General features: G+C 60.5%; 15 protein-coding genes. 6 read left to right on the top strand and 9 right to left on the bottom strand.

The genetic code is table 11. The features are described from left to right. The first annotated feature begins 113 nt into the window (after positions 1-113). On the top strand, positions 114-2792 hold the full coding sequence (locus CLV84_RS00330; protein WP_104417752.1) for a choice-of-anchor L domain-containing protein: 2679 nt from the start codon (positions 114-116) through the stop codon (positions 2790-2792). Here the strand turns inward: CLV84_RS00330 and CLV84_RS00325 are convergent. Beyond that, on the bottom strand, positions 2773-4023 hold the full coding sequence (locus CLV84_RS00325) for a M16 family metallopeptidase (protein WP_104417751.1): 1251 nt from the start codon (positions 4021-4023) through the stop codon (positions 2773-2775). The genes CLV84_RS00330 and CLV84_RS00325 overlap by 20 nt on opposite strands. Before the next feature lie 68 nt (positions 4024-4091). Here CLV84_RS00325 and CLV84_RS00320 point away from each other — a divergent pair, with 68 nt between their 5' ends. Beyond that, a complete protein-coding gene (locus CLV84_RS00320) occupies positions 4092-4517 on the top strand; it encodes a hypothetical protein (RefSeq protein ID WP_104417750.1) in 426 nt (141 codons plus the stop codon). On the opposite strand, the gene CLV84_RS00315 is transcribed toward CLV84_RS00320, so the two are convergent. Continuing rightward, entirely contained in the window at positions 4518-5072 is a 555-nt protein-coding gene (locus CLV84_RS00315) for a hypothetical protein (protein WP_104417749.1), read from the bottom strand. 207 nt (positions 5073-5279) lie between these two features. Here CLV84_RS00315 and CLV84_RS00310 point away from each other — a divergent pair, with 207 nt between their 5' ends. The 3 genes from CLV84_RS00310 (at position 5280) to CLV84_RS00300 (ending at position 11125) form a co-directional block, all read left to right on the top strand. After that, a complete protein-coding gene (locus tag CLV84_RS00310; protein ID WP_245911333.1) occupies positions 5280-7835 on the top strand; it encodes an alpha-L-arabinofuranosidase C-terminal domain-containing protein in 2556 nt (851 codons plus the stop codon). Between the two features lie 88 nt (positions 7836-7923). Continuing rightward, the gene (locus CLV84_RS00305) at positions 7924-9459 is read left to right on the top strand and encodes an amidase (protein ID WP_104417747.1); all 1536 of its coding nucleotides are present in this window, start codon (positions 7924-7926) and stop codon (positions 9457-9459) included. Positions 9460-10090: 631 nt separating this feature from the next. Beyond that, positions 10091-11125, top strand: coding sequence for a LacI family DNA-binding transcriptional regulator (locus CLV84_RS00300; RefSeq protein WP_104417746.1), 1035 nt, complete (start codon positions 10091-10093; stop codon positions 11123-11125). Positions 11126-11262: 137 nt separating this feature from the next. Here the strand turns inward: CLV84_RS00300 and CLV84_RS00295 are convergent, their stop codons facing one another. From CLV84_RS00295 to CLV84_RS00270, 6 genes are read right to left on the bottom strand one after another with little or no spacing between them, the layout of a single operon-like run. After that, positions 11263-13470 (bottom strand): GH92 family glycosyl hydrolase, encoded by a 2208-nt coding sequence (locus CLV84_RS00295; protein WP_104417745.1) that lies wholly within the window; start codon positions 13468-13470, stop codon positions 11263-11265. Further along, a complete protein-coding gene (locus CLV84_RS00290; protein ID WP_104417744.1) occupies positions 13463-14899 on the bottom strand; it encodes a glycoside hydrolase family 125 protein in 1437 nt (478 codons plus the stop codon). Before CLV84_RS00290 ends, CLV84_RS00295 begins: the two co-directional genes overlap by 8 nt. A gap of 36 nt (positions 14900-14935) precedes the next feature. Continuing rightward, positions 14936-16099, bottom strand: a complete 1164-nt coding sequence (locus CLV84_RS00285) for a glycoside hydrolase family 76 protein (protein WP_146088656.1) — start codon at positions 16097-16099, stop codon at positions 14936-14938. Positions 16100-16130: 31 nt separating this feature from the next. Continuing rightward, positions 16131-17255 carry a SusE domain-containing protein gene (locus tag CLV84_RS00280; protein WP_104417742.1) on the bottom strand — a complete coding sequence of 375 codons (1125 nt, stop codon included), beginning with the start codon at positions 17253-17255 and terminating at the stop codon, positions 16131-16133. Between the two features lie 36 nt (positions 17256-17291). Next, positions 17292-18905 (bottom strand): RagB/SusD family nutrient uptake outer membrane protein, encoded by a 1614-nt coding sequence (locus CLV84_RS00275; protein ID WP_104417741.1) that lies wholly within the window; start codon positions 18903-18905, stop codon positions 17292-17294. A gap of 9 nt (positions 18906-18914) precedes the next feature. Next, the gene (locus CLV84_RS00270) at positions 18915-22034 is read right to left on the bottom strand and encodes a SusC/RagA family TonB-linked outer membrane protein (RefSeq protein WP_104417740.1); all 3120 of its coding nucleotides are present in this window, start codon (positions 22032-22034) and stop codon (positions 18915-18917) included. 344 nt (positions 22035-22378) lie between these two features. Between CLV84_RS00270 and CLV84_RS00265 the strand changes: the two genes are divergently transcribed. Further along, on the top strand, positions 22379-23101 hold the full coding sequence (locus CLV84_RS00265) for a hypothetical protein (RefSeq protein ID WP_104417739.1): 723 nt from the start codon (positions 22379-22381) through the stop codon (positions 23099-23101). A 245-nt stretch (positions 23102-23346) separates the two neighbouring features. Here CLV84_RS00265 and CLV84_RS00260 read toward each other — a convergent pair whose 3' ends face one another. Next, positions 23347-24303: an isopenicillin N synthase family dioxygenase gene (locus CLV84_RS00260; RefSeq protein WP_104417738.1), complete on the bottom strand. Its 957-nt coding sequence runs from the start codon at positions 24301-24303 to the stop codon at positions 23347-23349. Positions 24304-24416 lie beyond the last annotated feature (113 nt).

Genomic DNA, 24416 nt, shown 5'->3' with positions numbered 1-24416 from the left:
TTGTATTTTTGGGGCTACGCTTTTGCGCACCGCCCTACCAGATTTTCGCCCCACCCCCGCTAGTCCACGAAGATACCTTCGTGACCGGATGAACCGTTGACCGCCAACCTTACATGGTTATCAGACTCTTCACGCTGCTGATTCTACTCGGGACGGTATCCGTGACGTGGGCGCAATCCATTCCCGCCGAATTGCAGGTCGACCCCAACTACAGCGCCGATCGCCTCGTGCGGGAAGTGTTCGCCACCGACCGTTGCGAGACCATATTTAACGTTCGCCAAATCGGCACCAACCCCGACGGCATCGGGTACTTCAGTGCCCCGGACGACGTTGTCGGCTTCAATCGCGGCATCGTTATTTCCAGCGGACGGGTCCGGGACGCGGTGGGGCCCAACCGGCGTACCGATACCGGCTCCGAGATCAGCGGTCCTACCCCGGATCCCGACCTGGACATCGCCTCCCGCGGGCGGGTGCACGACCGGAGCGGCGTGGAATTCGATTTCATCCCGCTAACCCCCCAGGTGAGCTTTCGGTACGTTTTCGCTTCCGAGGAATACTGCGAATTCGTCGGGGGCAACTTCAACGACATCTTCGGCTTCTTCATCAGCGGCCCCGGATTTAACGGACCCTACGCCAACGGAGCGGTGAACGCGGCGCTCATACCCGGTACCAATCAGGCGGTGACGATCAACAACGTCAACTTCCGGACCAACAAGCAATTTTACCTCGACAATGAGTCCGCGGAGGTACGGGGCTCCCTCAACTGCGGAGGGGAACCCACCAACGGACCCCGCTTTCAAAAGATCGAGTACGACGGCCAGACCGTTATTCTCACCGCGACGCTGAAGGTTATTCCCTGTGAAACCTACCATATCCGCCTGGTGGTGGCCGACGTGAACGATTCCGACCTGGACTCGGCCGTGTTTCTCGAAGCCGGTAGCTTCGATCTGGGCTCCAGCGTCAGCCTCGAATCCAAAGACGATGCCGAGGAGGAAGACGCACCCATCATCGCCTACGAGGGGTGCCGGCCGGCGGTCATGCGGGTGGTCCGCGGTCCGGACAGCAACCCCGACACCGACCAAACGATCGCTTACCGCGTAGCCAGCAACAGCCAGGCCCGGGAAGGGGTCGATTTTTCCGCGGCGACGGGTATCGCCACCATTCCGGCCGGACAAAACTTTACCGAGGTTCCCATTCACGCCTTCGCCGACGATGAAGCGGAAGGCGAGGAAGAAGCATTTATTTTGCTGGACGCACCCTGTGCCTGCTTTACGGATAGCGTGCGGGTCATCATCCGGGAGCCGGAGCCAATAACGGCGGCCCTCAACGACCCTTACCTGTACTGCCCCAGTGAAAAGGGCACCCTTACCGCCAACATCCAGGGCGGCGTTCCTCCCTTCACCTACCGGTGGAGCATCGGCAGTGATGCCGCGGAACCGACTTTTTCCGGCACCTTACCCGACGAGATCAGCCTGCAGGTGACCGATGCCTGCGGGGAAACCCTGACCAGCACGGCCCGGACCGAACCCGCCGAACCGCCCACCTTGCACTTTCCCGACCAGGATCTGTCCGCCTGCTGGGGTGACGAACTCACCATGCGCTACGATTTATCGGGCACGGGGCCGTTCAAGGTGTACTACCGGCTGGATGGTGGACCCACCAGGGTGGTCAGCATTCCGGATAATCAATCGGAAGCCTGGACCGTCACCCGCGGCGGCACGTACAACATTGTCCGAATCGAGGATCAGGCCTGCAGTGTGGACGTGAGCGAGCTGGCGCGGGCCAATTTTTACAAGCCGGTGCTGGATGCCTCGTATGAAGATCCTACCTGTTCCGGAGGAGCTGACGGTTCAATCAGCGTCAACCACCTGAAAACCGTCGCGCCCTATACCTACCGTATCGACGGCGAGCCGGTGCCGTCCGCAAACACCGGAGGATTCCCGGCCGGCAGTTACAACGTGAAGGTGACGGACGCGCTGGGTTGCGAGGATTCCTCCACGGTACAATTAAGGGCGCCGGCGCCGCTGGAGCCGATCGACATCAACTGCAATCAGCTGCGTCGCTTGCCCTTCGAAACGTCGGCGGGCGGGGGCATTCCCCCCTACAGCTACAGCGTGGGGGGCCGGCAATTCGTAGAGGATATCTGGCCGACGCTGGTACCGGGCAACTTTTACAACTTAGTGATTCGCGATGCAGTGGGTTGTGAGCTATCCCAGCCGAATTTCTACTTCCCCCAGGCTGCTCCCCGGGCGGTCAGCCTACCTAACTTCATTCCCCAGCAGGTCGGTGAAAGCGTCCGGATCGAGCTTTATCACCGCGTGCCCCTCAACCAGATTTATTCCTACCGCTGGGAACCCGCCGAACTGTTCGATTGCCCAACCTGTGCCGAACCTACCCTGACGGCACCCTTCACCCAGGATATCGACCTGACCATAGAGGACGTATACGGCTGCATCGACAGCCTGACCACCTACGTGGCCGTCGACGGTCGCGCACCGCTTTACATTCCTACGGCCTTCAGTCCGAACGGGGACGGCACCAACGATTACATCTCGGTATTTGCCAACGGCGACTTAGTCGACCGGGTAATGAGTTTCCGCATCTTCACCCGCTGGGGAGAGCAGGTCTACGCCGATACCGACTTCGCGCCGAATAACGCCCAGCGGGGTTGGGACGGCTTTATCGGCGGCCGGCCGGCTCACGTCGGTACCTACGTCTGGTCGGTAGAGATCCTGTTGTATAACGGCGATGTCCAGGAAGAGTCCGGCACCGTTATGCTAACGGGGCACTAAGGTATTCCAGCTCGGCGCGCACCTGTTGCCGTAGATAGCGGCGGGCAACGGCGTTAATTTGCTCCACGGTCAGGGAAAGGTATTTATCCATTTCCGTATTGATCAGCGCGGGATCGCCGAGTAGGGCGAAAAAAACCAATTCGTTGGCCCGATTGCTGATGTTCGCTTCCCGGTAGTGGTTGCGCTGTTCCAGGCGGTGAACGACCTTATCGAGTTCCTCCTGGCTGATCCCTACTTCGATCATCTCGTCGATGGCCGCGTAGAGCGCCGCGCGGGCGGTGGTGTAGTCCACGTCTTCGCTCGGGCGAGCTTCCACGATGATTCCCCCGGAATCCAGGTTGTCGTTGATGCCGGCGCTCACCTCGGCGAACAATTCCGTATCGCGCACCAGGCGCCGGTAGAGCAGGGAGGAACGGCCGCCACCGAGCAAAAAGCTCAGGGTATCGGTGGCCGGAAAGTCTTCGTGCAGGCGATCCACGGTGCGAAAGTGCAGGTAGATGACGGGGCTGGGTACTTCCCCTTCCACGCGCAGGTGGCGGAAGTCTTCCTGGGGCGGTTCGGGAAGAATGACCGGTCGGGGCAGTTGCGTATCCGAGGGGGGGATATCGGCAAAGTAGTCCGCGATGGACTTGCGGATCGTCGTCGGGTCGAAATTGCCGGCGATACAGAGGATGGCGTTGTCCGGGCGATAATAGCGGTAGTAGAATTCCTTCACTTCCTCCAGGGTGGCTTCGCGGATGTGGTCGATGTCCTGGCCGATCACCGGCCAGCGGTAGGGGTGTTCGCGGTAGATCAGGCCGTTGAAGTGGTGGTAGAGGTCGCCGTAGGGCTGCTCCAGGCAGGTTTCCCGAAACTCCTCGATAACCACCCGTTTTTCGTTCTCCAGGCTCCGCTTACTGAAGCGGAGTTTCCGCATGCGGTCGCTTTCGAGCCACAGGGCGGTTTCGAGGTTTTCCGCGGGCAGGGTTTCGTAGTAGAGGGTGTAGTCGCTGCTGGTGACGGCATTGTTTTCGCCGCCCGCCAGTTGCAGGGCATCGTCGAAGTTGGGCACGTTCTCCGATCCGGCGAACATGAGGTGCTCGAAGAGGTGGGCGAAGCCCGTACGGTGGGGCGGGTCGTTCCGGCTGCCTACTTTGTACAGCACGTTGACCGTCGCTACGGTACGCTGTTCGTCGTGGTGCAATAGCACGGTAAGGCCGTTGGGAAGGGTGTAGCTTTCGAAGTCGATCATACGCCAAAAAGAAACCGCCCCGCATCCGTATAGTTGCCATGACGACTTCCCGGACTTTTACTGGTTCCATGCTGCTGCTCCTGCTCTACGCCTGCGGCCAGCCGATCGCCAAGTCGCGGACGTCACCCCTGGACTACGCCGAGCTCAGTCGCAACGATGGCTGGTACCTACGGGTGCACGGCGACGGGAGTGGCAGTCTTACCCACCGCCAGTACCCCCACCACCATCTCGAGTATCCCCTCCAGACCTTTGACCTGGCCCGCGTGCGGGCGGTAGCGGTGCCCTGCCATACGACGGTGGATACGGGGAGTTGTTATCATCTTACGTATTACCGGTCCGCGGCGGATCGGATATTGACCTGCTCCTGCGCTCCGTCCGCCCCCCTGGACGAAGCCATGACCACGGCGATTGCGAATATGCAGACGGCGGTAGACAATCCGAGCAGCGAGCGCTCCTGCCGCATGCTGCGACGGGTGTGGTTGGCGTCGAGATGATCACCAGCTGATCCCGTAGGTTTCCTTCAGTGCCTGTATCCGTTGGTAAGGAATATCGGTAGCCAGGCGAAAGGAACGCATCCCGTTGACGAACTCCCGCAAGGGCACCCGTTGGTCGTATAGCTCCCTTAGTAAGCGGGAAAGGCTCGTACCGGTGCAGGCCACGGGGATGCGGAATTCCTCCCCTTCGCTCCGGGCCACGAGGAGCAGGTAATTTCCCGGGGCGCTGCTGTACGAATCCGGTCCCGCAGGGAATACCTGGTTCCACCGTAGCTCGAACACGGACAACTCCCGGTAGGGGAATTCCCGTGTATCGCCCGCAATCGATCTGATGCACAGGCGGTCAGGAGTGAACGTGACCTTCCGCATCGGCCGCGACCGGTTCACCAGATTCTGGGAGGTTTTTCGGGAAAAGGCGTAAAGCAGATCGTGGAAGGGATTAACGTACGCGTCCCCCCGGAGAAAGGCCCACCATCGCACCTCCCAGAACGCGTTCCGGGCCGGAGCGGCGCGGAAGTAGTCCTGTAGATCGATTTCCGGGAAGGTGTGGGTCACCCCGCTAATTACGACGCGTTTGGGAATTGTCTGGAGGGTACGGTTCGTATTTTCGCACGAGCATCCCTCCCGCGCACCGCCGCCAGCAGACAAAGTCGTTTAAAAGTCAAACCGACAATTAACTATTCCTTATTTTGCCTGCCAACTGAGTCGATCCACATGCCTGATTTCCCCAAAGCCCTTCAAGTCCGACAACTTGCTTTTCTAGTGTTTGCGCTGCTGCCTTTCGGGCTATTCGCCGGGACGGTCGTCCAGCCGGATTCGGCCTACCTGATCGGCTATTCGGAAGCAAACGGCCAGGGTGGCCTCCGCTTCGCCTGGAGCGTGGACAACGATAACTGGTACGCCATCGGCGACAATTTCTCCTTTCTCAATTCCGATTTTGGTGCCTGGGGGGGGCAGAAACGCATGTTCGACCCCTATCTGTACCAGGAAGAAAACGGCCGCTGGCACTGTGTCTGGAGCCTGAATGACACGATCCAGCAATTCGCCCACGCGGCCTCCGATAACCTCTACGAATGGGACCGGCAGGCTTACCCCGTCGTCATGGACGCCCCGGGCAACGTGCTGTCGCCCGAGGTGCACCTCAGCGGCCAGGCCTTCCTCGTCTCCTGGCGCAGCGACGGCCCCGGTGCGGAGGGCGTATACCAACTCCAAACCGACAACTGGAGTGACTTCTCCACCACCGAACCGGCCGCCGAAAACGCCCGTCGCAACGACCGCAAACTGATCGAAATAGCCGGAAAGGAGCGCTTCGGGAACGTCCACCGCGTAGCCTGGGAAACCGTCGACGACCTGATCAAGCACTACGAGTGGATGCAGCACCACAACGCCGAACGGGCGGAAACAATGGCCGAAGACCCCGTGCGCTTCGCCGGCCTGGAAGCGCTGACCGCGGAGATCACCCTGCAACCGGACCAAAGCAAGGCGATCAGCGATAAACTCATGGGCATCTTCTTCGAAGACATCAGCTACGCAGCCGACGGGGGGCTCTACGGCGAATTGATCCAGAACCGTGACTTCGAGTACGACCCTATTGACAAGAAATACAACGACCCTAACTGGAATGCGCAAATGGCCTGGTCGACGGACGGTGACCTGGACTGGGAAATCCGTACCGACGAGCCCATCCACGAAAATAATCCGCACTACGCCAGTCTCAACGTGACCGGAAAGAATGCCGCGCTGCGTAACCTTGGCTGGGACGGTATCCCGTTGCAGGCTGGCGCATCCTACGATCTGTCGTTTTTTGCCCGGCGTCCCGACGGTCGCGGAACGCTAACCGCCCGCCTCGTAGCCCCCGACGGTTCGGTACTGGCCGAACAACGGGTGCGGAGTATCGGAAAAAGCTGGACCAAACTCACCACGACGTTTGCGCCGGAGCGCGGGATAGACAGTGCCCAATTGGAGCTGCGCTTCGACAAACCCGGCCGCATCGACCTGGACATGATCTCGCTCTTCCCGCAGGAGACATTCATGGGCCGGAAAAACGGCCTACGTAAAGACCTGGCACAGACCATCGCCGACCTGAACCCGAAGTTCGTCCGCTTCCCGGGCGGTTGCGTCGCCCACGGCGACGGCCTGGCCAACATGTACCGCTGGGAGAACACCATCGGCCCGCTGGAAAGCCGGGTACCCCAGCGGAATCTCTGGAACTACCACCAGACGGCTGGCCTGGGCTACTTCGAGTACTTCCAGTTCTGCGAGGACATTGACGCGCTGCCCATACCGGTAGTGCCGGCCGGCGTACCCTGCCAGAACTCCATCATGGGCGGACACGGCCAGCAGTGCGGCGTGCCGATGGAGGATATGGACGAATACGTGCAGAGCGTCCTGAACCTGATCGAATACGCGAACGGCCCCGCCGACAGTGAATGGGGAAAGAAACGCGCCGAAGCCGGTCACCCCGAACCCTTCAACCTGCAGTACCTCGGGGTGGGTAACGAAGACCTGATCACCGATATCTTCGAGGAGCGCTTCCGCATGATCTACGAAGCCATCGGAGCGAGGTATCCGGAGATCACCGTGATCGGTACCACCGGCCCGTTCTACATGGGCACCGACTACGAAGAGGGCTGGGAGCTGGCCCGCGAACTGGACATCCCCATGGTCGACGAGCACTACTACGTGCCGCCGGGCTGGATGGTGAATAACCAGGACTTCTACGACAAGTACGACCGCAACGGGCCGAAGGTCTACCTCGGCGAGTACGCCGCCCACCTGCCGGGCCGCCCGATGAACGTGGAAACCGCCCTCTCCGAGGCGCTCTACCTCACCGCCGTGGAACGCAACGGCGACGTGGTGGAGATGACCTCCTTCGCTCCCCTGCTGGCCAAGGAAGGCAAAACCAACTGGAACCCCGACCTGATCTACTTCACCAACACCGAGGTCAAAAAAACCGTGGATTACTACGTACAGCAACTGTACGGCCAGAACGCAGGTAACGAGTACATCCCCAGCCAGGTCAACCTGTCCGATGGCAACCGGGACGTACGGGAGCGCGTGGGGGTATCCGTGGTGCGCGACGAGGCTACCGGCGACGTGATCCTCCGCATGGCCAACCTGCTTCCCGTCGCCGTCACCGCCTCCGTCGACCCCGCTGGGTTGGACCTCCGTGGATCGGCCACTCTCCACGTCCTCCAGGGCGATCCCACCGACCGGGACGCCACCCCGACCACCAGCGAGATCGAGCTGGGCAGCGAGGTGACCTACGAGATGCCGGCGTATTCCTTTTCGGTGATCCGGGTGGCGGCGGGTAAGTAAGCGACCGCCGCCCCCAAGAACGCGGCGCGGTCAAACTCCGTTACCCGGAGTGAAACGCCGGGTACCCCCCGCGAGCTACCTTACACCCATGCTGCGCCTACTCCCCCTTCTCCTCCTCCTAGCCTGTGCGACAAATTCCCCAGCGGATACCGTCAGCGAAACCCCCATCGACCTTAGCGAACTGACCATCGCCGAAATCCACGCCGCCTACCGGGCCGGCGACTACACCAGCGAGGGCCTGGTCACCGCCTACTTCGCCCGCATGGACAGCCTCGACGGGCAACTAAACGCCATCACCATCCGCAATCCCGAAGCGCTGGCGACGGCGCGCGGGTTAGACGCGGAATTCGCGGAAACGGGAACCCTCCGACCCCTGCACGGCATCCCCCTGCTCGTAAAGGACAACATCAACACCGCAGGCATGCCCACCACCGCCGGGTCGAGGGCCCTGGCGGACTTCGTGCCGGAGAACGATGCCTTCATCATCGCGCGACTCCGGGAGGCCGGCGCCATCCTGATCGCCAAGACGAATATGGCCGAGTGGGCCTTCAGTCCGATGCACTCCGAAAGTACGACGGCGGGCACCACCCGAAATCCCTACGATCTCGACCACGTACCCGCCGGCTCCAGCGGGGGCACGGCCGCCGCCGTGGCGGCCAATCTGGCTACGGTGGGACTCGGTACCGATACGGGCAACTCCATCCGCGGACCGTCGTCGCATAACGCGCTGGTAGGCTTTCGCACCACCCTGGGACTGATCAGCCGGGAAGGCATCGTACCCCTCTACCTGCGCAACGACGTGGTGGGGCCGATGACCCGCACGGTGGCCGATGCCACCCACGTACTTCAGGCCATGACGGGCGTGGACGCGGCCGACCCGATCACCCGGCGGAGTGAAGGAAAGGTGCCCGCCGATTACACGAAATTTCTGGACCCGGACGGACTGCGGGGAGCCCGGCTCGGGGTACTCCGCGCGCTGAGCGACGATGACCCCGACCCGGAGATCGCCCAGCTTTTTAGCCTTGCGCTAAACGATCTGGAACGATTGGGAGCCACGGTGGTCGATCCGGTCGAAGTGCCCCGTTTTCAGGAACTGCGGCAAGCACAGTGGTGCAATACCTTCCGGCGAGACGTGGAAGACTTCCTGGCTACCTACGTCAAACGCGATACGGTTGCGAGCCTGGAGGACATCATCCGAATCGGTACCGATAGCGACTACGCCCGCGGCGGCCTGGAAGAGGCGCGTACTACTACCGGTCGCTACGGTGATTCGGAAGTGCCCTGCGGGGATGCCTACACCGATCCGCGCCGGATCGCTTTCCGGGAAGCGATCGAGGCTACCATGGATTCCCTGGAACTCGACGCCATCGTCTTTCCCAGCTGGAACCATCCGGCCGCCCAAATTGATAACTTCGAGGAAGGGTACCGCGGCGACAACAGCCAGGTCATTTCTCCGCATACCGGGCAGCCGGGCTTCACGGTCCCGATGGGATTCACGGAAAGCGGACTCCCCGCCGGCCTGCAATTCCTCGGGCGGATGTACGCCGAACCTACCTTGATACGAGTGACCTCCGCTTACGAGCAAGGCACGCATCTGCGGCGTCCGCCGGGGCTGGATCGGTAGGGGGTGAGCGAATACAGGCCATCATTCAGATTGCTATTTCGAGCGCAGCGACAATTGGCGGTAGAGGAGAAACGCACCAGTGCCAGTCCGCCGGGATCAGTTCGACCGACATGGCGTAGCGGCTCATGGAAAGATGGAGGGAACCGTCACGCGGCTGCCAGCCCGCTCTTTACCGCAGTCCATTTTCCCCGACTATCCACGTTTTCCGGTTCCGGTATCATTATACTCGCCCGGCGTTCGGATATGGTCCAAAAAACAAAACGGGCCGCAGGCCGTATTACCCGGTATGGACAACTGCGCTTACGGGGCAAGGCCATTGCTCGACGCTTTGGCAATACGGCATTTGGTTTTCGCATGCCGGAGCCCGGTATCTTTTGCGGTCAGCGGCGGCAGGGCGGATAGCCCGCTCCTATACCTGCTGATAATGCTCCGGATAGTAACCGTAACCGCCTGGAAGCGGGACAGTTACCTGACATCTACCTAAGGCCGCAAACGCCCACCGTGCTTCCGGATAAAATACCCGCAGGCCGCATTTACTTCGTCTATTTACCTCATCTGCTAAGGGAATATTAGCTAATTTACAGGATCGTAATTCTTCGCTTTTGCGAACACAGAAACCCCGAAAAATCACATGCGAAACAAGCGTCAATCCATCAAAGATATTGCCACGAAGCTGGGCGTTTCCCCCACCACCGTGTCGTTCGTACTGAATGGTAAGGGGGAGGAGAAAAAGATCTCCAAGGAGGTGATCAACCGGGTGCGGGAGTATACCACCGCCATCAATTACAAGCCAAATATGGTGGCGCGAAGTCTCCGGACCGGGCGTACCAAGATCCTGGTGTTCATGGTCGAGGATATTAGCAATTATTTCTTTTCCCGAATCGCCCGGATCATCGAGGATATCGCCTACAGCAAGGGCTATCGGGTCCTGTTTTGCAGCAACGAGAACCAGGATAAGCGCTCGCGGGACCTCCTGAATCTATTCTACGAACGGCAGGTGGACGGCTTCATTATCATTCCTTCTTCCGGGATCCGGTCGGACATTAAGGAACTCATTGACAACGATATTCCGGTGGTGCTCTTTGACCGGTATTTTCCCGACCTGGATACGCACTACGTGGTGATCGATAACTACGCGGCCTCCAAGAATGCCACCCAGCACCTGATCGACAACGGCTACCGCAACATCGCCTTTATCACCACCGACGTCCAGCAGTTGCAGATGCTGGACCGGAAACGGGGTTACCTGGATGCCGTCTCCAAGGAGGGCCTGCAACCCACGGTACTTGAAATTCCCTTCGACGACACGGATTCCAAGAAGGGGCGGGAGCTGCTGCGCGGCTTCTTTTCGAAGAAGGACGGGCTCGATGCCGTCTACTTCTCCACGAACTACCTCACGCGCAGTGGCCTGGAGATCATCAAAGAGATCGATGCCCAGGCCATCGCCGATCTGGGTATCGTTACGTTCGACGACAACGAGCTGTTCCGCATCAATACGCCCACCATTTCCGCGGTGGCGCAGCCCATGGAAGCGATCGCCCAAGAATTGATGCGCATCATGCTACACCTGCTGAAGCATAAGAATAAAGTAAGCGAAACCATTCAGGTCACGCTATCCGCGGAGCTGATTCCCCGGGGTTCGTCGCTGGCTAAGGAAAAGGTATAACGGGCTATCTCTTTTTTCCATCAATAGTAAATCGTTTTACTATCCGACTGAATTCCGGGGTCGGTTTGGTAGGGGAACTCGTACGGTGCATCCAGGGGGCGGTTATCATTTTACGCTTCCCGAGGAATCCTATCCGCTTACCACGTCGTCATACGCAGTTCTCCTCCGCCGACCAGTTGTCGGTGTGGTAGGAAGTAGTTTTCCAGGGGCTTCCCGTTGAGTTCGACGGATTCCAGTTGGCGGGAATTTGAATCCCGCCATAGCACAAAATCCTTTCCGCCCGGCAGCGACCATTTCACCCGGTCGAAGATTGGTAAAGAGAGCAGGTACGCGTTGTCGGCTGGCGACAAAGGGTACATACCCGCAGCGGCGAAAACGTACCAGGCACTCATTTCCCCGGCATCGTCCATGCCGGACAGGGCCAGTCCTGCTTCCCCTACGCCGTAATAATACCGCATGATCGTATCGAGAATAGCCTGCGATTTTTCCGGCTTGTCAACGAAGTAGTAGGCAAACGGTGCCTCGTGGTCGGGCTGGTTGCCGTGGCAGTACTGCCCGATGAAGCTGGAAATGTTGCGGGCGATGTGCTGCGGGTTCCAGGGTACGGTGAAAAGAGAATCCAGTTTTTGCTCGAAGATGTCATCCCCGCCGTACAGTTCCACCAGCCCCTCCATATCGTGGGGGGCGTAGAAGGATACCTGCCAGCCGTTGGCTTCGCGGTACATGTATTCGTAGTAGGGAAACTGCGGATTGAAGGGGGTGACCCAGGAGCCATCCTCCAGCCGGCCCCGCATGAAGCGGCTGGTGGGGTCGAAGACGTTGCGGTAGTTGCCGGCCCGTTGGCGGAGCTCTTTCTCCCGCGCTCCGTCGCCCAAAGCTTTGGCAAGGGTCGCCAAGGCGTAGTCGTCGTGAGCGTACTCGAGGGTCTTGGAGACGCCGGCTTTGGTGACGGTCTCCACCTGCGGGTTCTCGACGACCGGCTCGGAAATGTAGCCGCGCTCGATGTACTCGAGGATGTGCGGACGGGTGCCGCCCTCCTTATAGGCGTTGTTGATGAGGAGCTCGTAGGCCCGCTGCAGGTCGAAGTTGTCGATGCCCTGCGCGTGGGCGTTGGCTACGAAGGGCGCCGCGTGGTCGCCGTGGAAGAAGGTGGGCATGAAGCCGCTTTCCTCCCCCTTTACGATCATGCTCTGGATAACGTCGCCCGTCACCTCGGGGCGCAGCATCGCGAGCAGGACGAGCTTGTTGCGGTAGGTGTCCCAGAGGGAGGGATTGGTGTAGTAGCCGAAGGATTCCCGGCGGACCGTGCCGCTTTCGTCCGTGAATTCCCCGTTGCCGTCGCTGCGCAGGGCGGGCCAGAGGAAGGTGCGGTAGAGGGAGGAGTAGAACAGCTCCTGCTCCTTGGCGGTCCCCCCGGCGACCTGTACGCGGGAGAGCAGTTCGGACCAGACGGCCTCCCCTTCCCGGCGGACGGTGTCGAAGTCGCGGTCGCCGATCTCCGCCGCCAGGTTCGCGCGGGCATTCTCGGCACTTACGAACGACAGGCCGACCGTCACCGTGACCCGCTCGTTGCCCGGACCCAGATCCACTAAAGCGTAGCCGTCGCGTTCGCCCGCTGCCTCGCGGGTAATGCCGCGGATAGGGTCACTAAAGCGGGCGGAGAAGTAGATCTGATCTCCGCCGATGTCCTGTACCCCCTCCACGCGGTCGCCGTCCGTTTCGGTGATCTGCCAGTCACGGACGCGATTGTTCGCTCTTCCGAGATCGAAGAGGACCCTGCGGTCATCGGGGTTCGCGTAGGTGTACTCGTGGAAGCCCGCGCGTAGCGTGGAGGTGAGCCGCACCTTGACGCCGTAGTCGTCGAGGGTAACGCCGTAGAAGGCGGGGGCGGCGGATTCACCGTCCTTGCCGAAGGTAGATTTGAAGGGGTACGTAGCGCCGTTCGAAACGGGCAGTAGGGGGATATTGCACAGGTTCCAGTGGCCCTTATTCGTGTGGGTGAAGCCGATGATCTCCGTGTCCTCGTACTCGTAGCCGGCACCGCTGCCGTACTCCGTGATGGGACTGAGCTGTACCATGGCGTTGGGCAGCGACGAACCGGGGAAGGTCAGCCCGGCCCAGACCCGCCAACCCTCCGGGGGGGTATAGCCGATGAAGTCGGGATCGGTCAGCGGAGCCGTTCCGATAAAGGGATTGACGTGCTCCAGGGGATCGGCGACGTAGTCGGATCCGCCCTCCGCCCCGTTATTGCCGAGCGGGTCACCGGGCTTACAGCCGACGGCGACGAGCAGGAGGAATCCGAAAAAGAGTAGGGCGGGGGTGGGAACGGGCTTGATGTCAGGCATTACGTAATAGGGAAGGGTTTTCCTGGTAGGTCTTCCAGAGGAATTCGCCGAAGAGGGTATTGGCCCAGGCAAACCAGGAGCGGGTGAAGTTCTCGGGATCGTCTTTGTGGAAGGCTTCGTGCATGAAGCCGGTGCCGCCGTGGGTGGCTTTGAGCGCCTGCACGCAGGAGCGGATCTCCTCGTCGCTGGTACTGGTCAGTCCCAGCATGGTGATGGCCATGGGCCAGATCATATCCATGCCGACGTGCGGTCCGCCGATGCCCTCGGCCGCCTCGCCGCGGAAGAAGAACGGATTATCGGTCGACCAGACAAAGTCGCGGGTGCGCTGGTAGACCGGATCGTCCACGGGTACGGCATCCAGGTAGGGCAGCGACAGCAGACTGGGCACGTTGGCGTCGTCCATCATCAGGCGGTTGCCGAAGCCGTCGATCTCGAAGGCGTAGATCTTACCGTATTCCTCGTGGTCGACAATGGCGTGCTCGCGCAGGGCCGTGCGCACTTCCTCGGCGAGGGTACGCATTTCGGTAGCGGTGGCACCATCGTTCGCGATCTCCTCCAGCATCTCGGCGGCCTGCTCCAGGCTGACTACGGCGAAGAAATTGGACGGGACGAGGAAGGAAAAGACCGTAGCGTCGTCGCTCGGCCGGAAGGCGCTGCAAATGAGGCCCACCGGGTTGACGGGGTAGCCGTAGCCCCGTAGCGAGCGGGTATCGGTCGCGTGGGGGGTGGTCCGCATGAACCGGTAGGGGCCGGGGCCGTCCTTCTGCTGCTGGTCGCGGAAGGTGGTGAGGATGGCCTGCATGGCCGTCTGCCACGACTCGTCGAAGGGACTTTCGTCGCCGGTGGTCTTCCAGTAGTTATAGCCGAGGCGGATGGGGTAGCAGAGCGAGTCAATCTCGTATTTGCGCTCGTGGACGCCGGGCTGCATATCGGTCATGTCGGACGCCCACTCGCCACGTTTTTCCGGATCGTCGTAGAAGGCGTTGGCGTAGGGGTCCTTGATGACGTAGCGGGTCTGCCGGTTGATGACCCCGGCGATGAGCTTGCGCAGCTTCTCGTCCTGGTCGGCGAACTGCATGTAAGGCCACACCTGGGCGGAGCTGTCGCGCAGCCACATGGCGTCGATGTCGCCGGTGATGACGTAGGTATCCGGTCGGCCGTCGGGCTCGGTGTAGGTGACGGTGGTATCCAGGGTATTGGGGAAACAGTTGTTGAACAGCCAGACCAGTTCCTCGTCGTCGACGTTCTTCGCGAACTCCGCGATGGCGTTCTCGATTGCCTTGCTTTCGAAGTTGCGTTCCCCCGGCGCTACCCGTACGACCGGGAAGTCCTTACGGCTCCGAAATTCCCCGGCCCGACCGGACCAGGGGGTAGCGAGGAAGAGGCCGCCGGCGAGGGCGGAACGGTGGATAAAGGTCCTTCTTTTCATGCGTGTCGATTTAGCGGTTGGATACCGGTAAGGTACTTACAGAAACCCTTCGGCTTCGAGTTTGGCCATCGCTTCGATGAGCATGACGGCGCTGATCTGGGTAGTCAGATCGGTGCGGTCGCCGGGCTGGGCGGCCCAGTTCGGTCCGGCCAGCATTTCGGGACGTTGCAGGCCGCGGTTGTACAGCGTACGGGCGTTAAAGGTGAGGAACTCCAGGAAATCGGCCCGGTCGGCGTCGCTCACGTCGGGGTGCATGATCAGCTCGGTGAAGTAGCGCACCAGGATGCCCTTGAAGAGCCCGCCGTCGCCCTGGCCCTCGTCGCGCAGTACGCCCTCGGTGGTGAGCTGCGGACTGGTGAGCAGGGTCCGCCCGGAGCGCAGGGCGTCGTCCAGGTAGGTACGGTCGCCGGTCGCGTCGTAGAGGCGCAGGCCGGCCCCGATCCAGGTACCCAGGTTGTAGGTGAAGATCCAGTCTTTATTGACCGTCACTTCCCCGTTCGTTTCGGAGATGTTGTCCCAGACCAGGCCGGTTGACGGGTCCACCAGGTTCGCCTTTTGCCAGGCGTAGAGCTCGGTGGCCCAGTTCAGGTAGCTGCTGTCCTGCTCGGCCTCGTACAGGCGCATCGCGAGTACGATGGCCGGGCCGTTGGACACGGCGTTCTTGGAGTAGGGGGTATCCTTTTTCCAGCTGATGCCGCCGCCGAAGACGTCGCTGTGGCTTTCCAGCACGTCGTTCCAGAGGAATTTGGCCACTTCCAGGTATTCCGGGTTATCCGTCGCCTCGTAGGCACGCATGCTGGCGTTGCCCAGCCAGAGCATGTCGTCGTTGAAGACGTTGGAGTAGGTGCCTCCGTTGCGGGTCTCGATGCCGCGCAGGAGGTCGATCATCCGGTTGCGGTAGGCCGGGTCGCCGGTGCGTACGTAGCCGTCTACGAGCGTGTGCAGGACGTGGGCGTTGGGCCAGTACTGGAAGGTGCTGGAGCCCTGGTTATTTTCCACGAAGGTGCCTTCCGATCCCAGGTAGGTGGTATAGGTGGCGGCCTGCACGGAATCGGCCGTAGCGCCCCAGTCGTAGGTCACGGCCTCCCCGCCCCCGGTGGGATCGCGGAGGGGGATCGGTTCGTCCTTTTCACACGCCAGGAAGGTGACGAGAAAGAGGCCCGCGAGGACGTAAGGGAGGGGGAGACGGAAGAATAGCATGGGGTCGGTTTTTTGGTGCGGCAATGGGGGCTTACTCTACGATGATGCGGTGGGTATACTCCGGCACCTCACCGTTGAAGATGATCTCCATCGTCGCCGTGGCCCCGTCGGCCTCCGTGGGGAACTTGAAGCTGTTGGCCCAGTAGTCGTCGCTCACCGGCACCATATACCAGTAGGATTCCCCGGTATTGGCGTCGGGGCGCTGGTTGTCGGCATTGGTGCTGCCGTACCACTCCTCGCTGGTGTTGCCATCGCTGGTGACGGTAAACTTGAATTTATAGCGCTCGTCGCGGCCCCAGGATTCCTCCTTAAACTCGATGAGCTCGTCGGCGGCCTGCCAGGTTCCGTTGCCGACGTAATCGAAGGCGAAGAGGTATTCGCCCCGGGGCGGGAACCAAATCTCGACCATATCGATGGTGGCCATGGTTACCGAACCGTCGCTGAAATCGAGCCGGAGTCGATAGACCTGCTCTTCATCGGTGACGGTCGTTTCGCCGTCGGCACGCAGTTTCTCGCCGTCGATGTAGTAGGTTTCGGCGTTATCCGCCCGGCGCGTAGCGAAGCGATAGGTGCCCGGCTGCAGCGAAGTGTAGATTTCGTAGCTATTCGCGCCGGTCTTTACCAGGGGCAGGGCCGCGTTGATGTCCTCCCCGGCCTCCGTGGCCGAGCCGTAGAGGAACAGCTCGTCCGGCGTGGGAAAGCCGCCGGGGCGCTCGACCTCGATCGTCCGGAATACGGACGACTGTTTCACGTTGAGCCCCTTGGAGCTCCAGACCGTCCAGATGAGGCGGCCCGTGCTTTCGGACTCGATACCGGCCAGGGTGGCGATCTGGTTGAGCTCGGTGAACGACAGGGTCAGTTGATTCTCGAAGCCCCGGCCGTCGGAAGCGACGACGTAGAGCGGATCGGAAAAATCACCGCCTTCCTCGTCGAAGACCACGTCGTAGAGCACCACGCCGTTGTCGGCGGCCTTGGCGGCCTGCCATTCGAAGAGCGCGGAGCCCTGGGCGCCCAGGTTAAAGTAGCGGTTGTCTTCGGGGGCGTACAGGTCGGCGACCTCCGAGACCTCCGCCAGCGTGAAGCTTTCCTCGTCGTCGCAGCTCACGTACAGGAAGACCGGGAGCAGCAAGAACAGCTTAAGAAGAGTCGTTTTCATGATCGTTGATTGTAGTAATGGAGAAGGGCGGATGGGCTACCAGCCGGGGTTCTGGGTAAGGTTGTCGTTGATGAGGCGTTCGTCGCGCGGAATCGGCCAGAGGTAGTGCTTGGTGGGATCGAAGGTGCGCAGGTCCGCCCGCACGTAGCCATCGTCGACGGAGGTCGGGCCGAAGCGCGCGCCGTGGGCCCAGCCGTTGAGCACGTCCTCGGCGATCCGCCAGCGGCGGATGTCGAAAATGCGCAGTCCCTCCATCGCCAGTTCGACGCGGCGCTCGTTACGGATGACTTCCCGCAGGTCCTGGGAGGCGTCGTAGTTCAGCGCCAGGGCATCGGTGAAGCCCGCCCGCTCCCGGAGCCGCCGGACGGTCTGGTCCCAGACCGACTGGTCGAACTCGCCGAGTTCCATTTTTGCTTCGGCGTACATAAGCAGCACGTCGGCGTAGCGGATGAGCATCAGGTTGAGCCCGGAGCTGAGGCCGGACTGGTACGTCGGATCGAAGTATTTGCGGGTGTAGTAGCCGGTGGGGCTGGCGGAGGAACCCGGTGCATACTCGTCAACGGGGTTGTCCGGGTCAGAGCCCGGCTCGATGTAGATCGTGTGGGTGCCGCTGTTGTCCGTCCATTCGTAACCGTGGTATACGATGGTCGCCTCGAGCCGGGGGTCGCGGTTCTCGTAGGGGTCGCTCTCGTCGTAGCCGGAAGCGGGATCCCCGATGGGCTCTCCGTTCAGGGTGCGGTAGCTGTCGACCAGTTCCTGCGTAGGCGCCAGGGCGTTCAGGCGGGCACCGGCCGAGAGTGGGGCCATGTCGAAGAACTCGCCCCAGGTCCGCAACTCGGGCACGTACTGGATGCTCAGGATATCCTCGACGCTGTATTCGTTCTGCGGGAGGAAGAGACCGGAGTAGGAAGAGAACAGGTCGTAGTTCCCCGCCTCGCCGCTCATCAGTCGCTCGGTGTAGTTGACCACCTCCTGCCAGTTGCCTTCGTAGAGGTGCACCCGGGCCAGGGTAGCCAGGGCCGCGCCCTGCGTGATCCGGCCGCGGTCGGCTTCGCCGTATTCCTCCTTGGTGGGCAGCACGTCCGCGGCGGCGCGGAACTCCTCCAGTACGAAGGCCAGCACCTCGCTGCGCGGCGTGCGCGAAAGGGTCTGTGCTTCCTCGATGGTGGGGTCGCTATCGAGCAGGGGGACGTCGCCGAACCAGGTCATCAGGATGAAATGCTGCCAGGCGCGGAGGTAGCGGGCTTCGGCCTTCATGCGTTCCCGCAGTCCCTCGTCCATATCGGGCACCCGGTCGACGTTCTGCAGGAAGAGGTTACAGGTCTTGATACCGGCGTAACGATCGTCCCACTCGCTCTGGATGCGGCCGAGCGAGGCGTCGTAGGTACCGGAGGCGATGGAAGCCGCGCCGGCGTTGTCGCCGCGACCGTTATAGGCGTTGTCGGACAGTGCCTCGTTGTAGAAGAAATGGTTGCTGCTGTACAGCTGGGAGTAGGCCGTATTCAAAAAGGTCTGGGCCTTCTCCGTACTGGTCCAGTAACTGGCATCCGTGAAGGTGTTTTCCGGGATGAGGTCCAGCTTTTCACAGCCGGAGACCGCCAGCAGGGCAGCCAGGAGCAACAGCTTGGGGTAAAAGGGTAGCTTGTTCATGACTTGCGTTTAAAAGGTGGCGTCGATGCCTACGCCGTAGTAGATCAGGGTGGGATAGGCGCGGCCGCTGTTGGCACCGCCGCTGGTCAGGTTGCCGTCGAATTCCGATAGCTCGGGGTCGACGAATCCCACCTTCGAAAAGGTCAGCAGGTTCTGGCCGGAAAAGTAGAGGCGGAAGCGCTCCATACCGATTCGCTGGGTGACCGACTCGGGGATGGTGTACCCGACTTGCAGGTTCTTCAGGCGGGCGTAGGCCCCGTCGTAGAGGTACATATCCGATCCGCGGCGGTAATTATTCGTGATGGACTGGGTTCCGTTGTTCGCCAGCCTGGGGTAGCGGGCGTCGGTATTGAGGGGCGTCCAGTAGTCCAGCTGGTGGGTGTACATCGTCGCGCCGTAGTTGAAGTGGAAGGGCTCCACCTGCTCGCCGCGGATCATCATGGTCCGCTTGCCGACGCCCTGGACGAAGACGCTCAGGTCGAAGCCGGCCACGTCCACCGCGTAGGTCACGCCGAAGGTGAGGCGGGGGAAGGGGTTACCGAAGACGAACTTGTCCTCGTCGTTAATCACGCCGTCGTTGTTCAGGTCGACGTACTTATTGTCGCCCGGTACCGGGGTGAGTCCCTCCGGCACGGCGCTCTCCTCGATTTCCTGGACGTTCTGGAAGTAGCCGTCCCGCATCAGGCCGACGTAGGAATTGAAGGGCAGGCCCTCCCGCAGGATCACCTGGAGTTCTTCCACGCCGGTCAACCGCTCGTTCCCCTGGAAGTCGAGTACTTCGTTCTTCGTATCTCCCAGGTTAAAGCGAAGGGTGTGGTTGAAAATGTCCCCGAAGTGGCGGTAGGTCGCGCTGACCTCCCAGCCGCGGGACTGCACCTTACCCGCGTTGAAATCGGGTAGTCCGGTGCCGTATACCCCCGGCACGGCCGGCGGGACGAGAATGTCCGAGGTGATCTTATCGAAGTAGTCGGCGGATATGGTCAGGCCGCGGTCGAAGAAATCGAGGTCGGCCCCGATGTTCAGGGTGGCCGCTTTTTCCCAGAGCAGGTTCGGGTTCGCGAAGTTGTAGCCCGCGCCGCTCACGCCCGCGTTATTGAAGACGTAGGCGTTCTGGAAGGTAAAGTAGGTGGTCTGGTACTGGTAGTTGCCCACGTTCTGGTTGCCGAGTACGCCGTAGGAGGCCCGAAACTTGACGTTACCAAAACGCTCCCGGTAGCCCTCCATAAAGGTCTCGTTCGTGATGTTGTAGCCCACCGATACAGATGGGAAGAAGCCCCACCGGAGCTCGTCCCGGAACTTGGAGGAGCCGTCGTAGCGGAAGCTGAACTCCCCGAAGTACTTGTCGCTAAAGGCATACGACAGGCGGCCGAAGGCGGAGTTGAGGCTGTTGCGCGAGGAGCTCTGGTTGGAGTTGTAGCTTCTATCCTCGATTTCGGTCGTAGTGGTGGGCGTGCCGAGGTCGGGGTCGGTATAGCGGCGGTAGAGACCGATGCCGCGATCCTGGTGGTTTTCGTTGGACACGCCGACCAGGACATCCAGGTTGTGGTTGCCCCCGAAGGTCGTCCCGTATTCCGCGATCAGCTGGGTGTTCAGGTCGAGGTTGCGCCGCACCTCGTCGTAGGTATTACGGTCTTCGCCGTAGACGCCCTTGGGCTCGAAGTCCACCCGCAGGGTCCGGGCGTACTGGGAATTGATGTACAGCCGACCACCGAAGACGCCGCGCAGGCGCAGCCCCGGGGCCACCTCCAGCTCGCCGGAGATGGTGCCGAAGAGGTCGTCGTTGTCGTACTGCCGGAAGCCACCGGCCTCGAGAATACCGAGGGGGCTGAACTGTTGGAGGACGTCGTTGGTCAGGTAATTGCCGGCGGTGTCTTTCTGGTTGTAGTACAGCGGGGTGCGGAAGGCATCGACCATCAGCGTGCTCGTATTGAAGGAGTGATCGCGAATGCGCTGCTTGGCGTAGGACAGGGTGGACGCCAGTTTGAAGCGCTCGACCTCCGTAGACAGGTTCACCCGGAAATTGTAGCGCTGGACGCCGCGGTCGGGTCCCACGAAGTTGCTCTCCTGGTCGAGGTAACCGGCCGAAACCAGGTAGGTAGTGGCGGCATTACCCCCGCTGACGGAGAGCGTATGGTTCTGTTGCAGAGCGTCCTGGACGATTTCGTCGGCAAACCATTCCTGATCCCCCCGCTCGGCGATCTCCCGCAGCTGCTGCGGAGTGAATACGGCCGCGCTCTCGTTGCTGTTGAAGGCCGCTTCGTTGCGCAGCAGCGCATTCTGGAAGGCCGACACCGGCTCGGTGAAGTAGGTCGGTTCGTTGATGCCCACCAGTCCGTTGTACTGGACGGATAGTTGCTGATTTTTGCGGCCGCGCTTGGTGGTGATGAGGATGACCCCGTTGCTGGCCCGCGATCCGTAAATGGCCGCACTTCCCGCATCCTTTAATACGGATACGTTCGCGATGTCCGCCGGATTCAGCGAATTGATGTCACCGCCCACGATGCCGTCGATAACGACCAGCGGACTGTTGTTGCCCAGCGTACTGACGCCGCGAATATTGATGTTGATCCCGGCGCCGGGCTCGGAGTTCCGTTGCTGAATGACCAGGCTGGCCGACTGCCCCTGCAGGGCCTGGGTGGTGTTGGATACCGGCCGTCCTTCAAAGGCGTCCTCGGATACCTGGTCCACGGCACTCACCACCCGGGAGCGGGCCTGGGTGCCGTAGCCGACTACGACCACTTCGTCGAGCGTGGATACCCCGGATGCCAGGGTGACATCCACAACGGATTGACCCCCGACCGGCCGCTCCAGGGTTTCCATGCCGATGAAGGAGAATACCAGCGTAGCCGTTTCCGAGCTTACCTCCAGCGCGTAATTGCCGTCGATATCCGTTTGTGTTCCGTTGGTGGTACCGTCTTCGTAAACGGTTACCCCGGGAAGGCCGATACCATCCCCATCCACGACCGTGCCCCTAACCGGAAAACCCGCTTCCTCCTGTGCGGACAGGGTAGACAAGCCGAACAGGAGGAAAGCTACGCAGCTTATAAACGGCCTCAGAAACCCGGTGGCACGTACCCCGGGGGTCGGATTTCCGGGGAGCGTGCGCCCCGCAGTTTTTTTCTTTTGCATAATCGAAGTGTAGAGTGATCGAAAAACCCAAAACCCACACCAACATACTAAATCGTTTTAGTAATGCAAGCGAAATTTTTCTTTTCCTTCGGTGATCGTTCTGATTTGACGGCGGGAAGACGGATCGGAATTCGGACGGTGACCGAGTCAGCGTCGGGGCCTGTTGGCCGCACTGGATGCACCGCGCCCACGAAATTCTGCTCCGGTAATACGATTACCCGCGGGATCGGACGTTATCCTACCACTAGCGTACTTCCTTGTGGCCGTACGCGTACACGAAGTTTTATCATTGAGATCGGTGTACCGGTTTTTACCGGAAAGCACGATCTGCCGAACCGTCCCGCATGCCTACTTCCTGGTCCCTCCATTCCTTCGACTACTCCCGTTTTGTAAAGGGTGCTTTCGACCCACACATCGGCGCGACCAAACTGCGTAACTTTCAAAGCGGGCCGGAAAGCGACTGCCCCGATCGGAAAGCATTGACGAAAGAAGTTCTGGAGATCCTTGGGAAGGGCCATTACGATTATGGTTCCCTGGCTAAGAAGCACTGGAAATACCTGGACGCCTACATTCGCGTATACGTCCGTGACGTGATGGAATCCGAGCCACTGGTTCAGCCCGCCACCAGTGTGGAGAAGTGGCAAAAGCTCCTTCGCTTCTACCTCGACCGCAACGGCAAGGACGCCACGATTTTTACCGCGCTGGCCGGCGTGGGTCGGCGCCACAACCCACCGGCTGAGAAAAAGAACTGGATCACCGGCCTAGCAAATCTGATATACGGTAAGCCGGAGAACTACTTGATTCTAGCCGGCGAGGAACTGGAGACGTTCTGCCGGCATTTACAGGTGCTGTTTTACGTTAACCCCTGGGACTGGCCCACTTACCTTCCCGCCCAGGAATTGCTGAAGCCGCTGCTCCTCGAACCCTTCCTCAAGGCCCGGGATAACGGCCTGGCGGTATTAGTCGTCGGGAGCGAAACGGTGAAGGCGGCGAAACCAATCGGCAAGGGTTCAATCGCTAAACAAGCAAAGGCTAAGGCTAAGCCTCAATTGGCCGCGGTCTCGTAAGGGCCTGATCGAATAGACATCGGATGTGTCAGGTCCTGGCAACCCAGTCAAATTTTAGATGGGGGATACATATTATACTGAATACCAGTATGATAAAAAATATTGTCACTGCAATAGCAGTAGTGAGTGAGGTGGGCAAGAAAGGTTTTGTACCAGGAAAGGCATGCCAAAATGGCCGATAATTTACGGGCCTGACACATCCGATGTGTCAGGCCCGTAAAGCCCACATTAAAGGGATCACCGCCCTATTTTTTCAGCCCGATCTCGCGTAACCGCTCGTCCAGGTATTCCCCGGCCGTAATGGGCTCGTAGGCAACGGGCCGATCATCGGTTACCGTGCTGGGTAGCACGTCCAGACGCATCTCCGGGCGGGGGTGGAGGAAGAAGGGGATGGACAGGCGGGGCTCGTGCCACTGCTCCCGGGGCGGATTAACGACCCGGTGAGTGGTACTCTTCAGGTAGTTGTTGGTCAGGCGCTGTAGCATATCGCCTACGTTGATGACGATCTCGTCGTTCTCCGGCACGATTTCCTGCCACTCGCCCGCGGTGTTCTGTAGCTCCAGACCGCCGGCGCTGGCCCCGACAAGTAGGGTAATCAGGTTAATGTCTTCGTGCTGCTCGGCACGAATGGCACTTTTGGGCTCCTGGGTGATGGGCGGGTAGTGGATGGCCCGGAGAATGCTCATCCCATCCACGATATACTCATCGAAGTACTTTTCATCGCGGCCCAAATACAGGGAAATAGCCCGAAGTAAGCTACCCCCGGCCGCCTCGAAGGATCGGTACAGCTGGGTGCCCAGCGACATAAACTGCGGAACCTCGGTCACTTCGGGATTCGGAACGAATACGTTACTGCTGCGATCCCGGACCTCCTGACCGATTTGGTAGAATTCTTTCAGGTCCGCCACCTGCGATTGCTTGGCGTGTTCCTTCCCGAAAGACGTATACCCCCGCTGGCCGGCAGCTCCTTCGACCTCGTACTTCCGCTTGGTTTCGACGGGTAAGGCAAAGAATTTTTTAGCGGCAACGTAGAAGTCGTCGATCAGGTCTTTCGCGATGCCGTGACCGGTTACGCCAACGAAACCGATGTTGTGAAAAGCATTGCCCAGCTCCTGGACAAAAGCCTCACGCTGGGCCTTATCGCCTTTTTCAAACTGGCTGAGATTAACGAGGGGTATGGTGCGGGGGGCGGAAACGGACATAGGCTATTGATATAATCAGATTATACCTCCCTAACAGCGTATGCGGGATCGCGGTTTTTTCCGGGCGATGTAAGCGTCGCCTATCGCGGATCGCCACCCCCCCCCCAGAAGCG

Source organism: Neolewinella xylanilytica (genome assembly GCF_002934605.1).
GTDB classification, from domain to species: Bacteria; Bacteroidota; Bacteroidia; order Chitinophagales; family Saprospiraceae; genus Neolewinella; species Neolewinella xylanilytica.
Note: the sequence above shows the minus strand (reverse complement) of the source record. Positions and strands in the feature narration are given on the sequence as shown.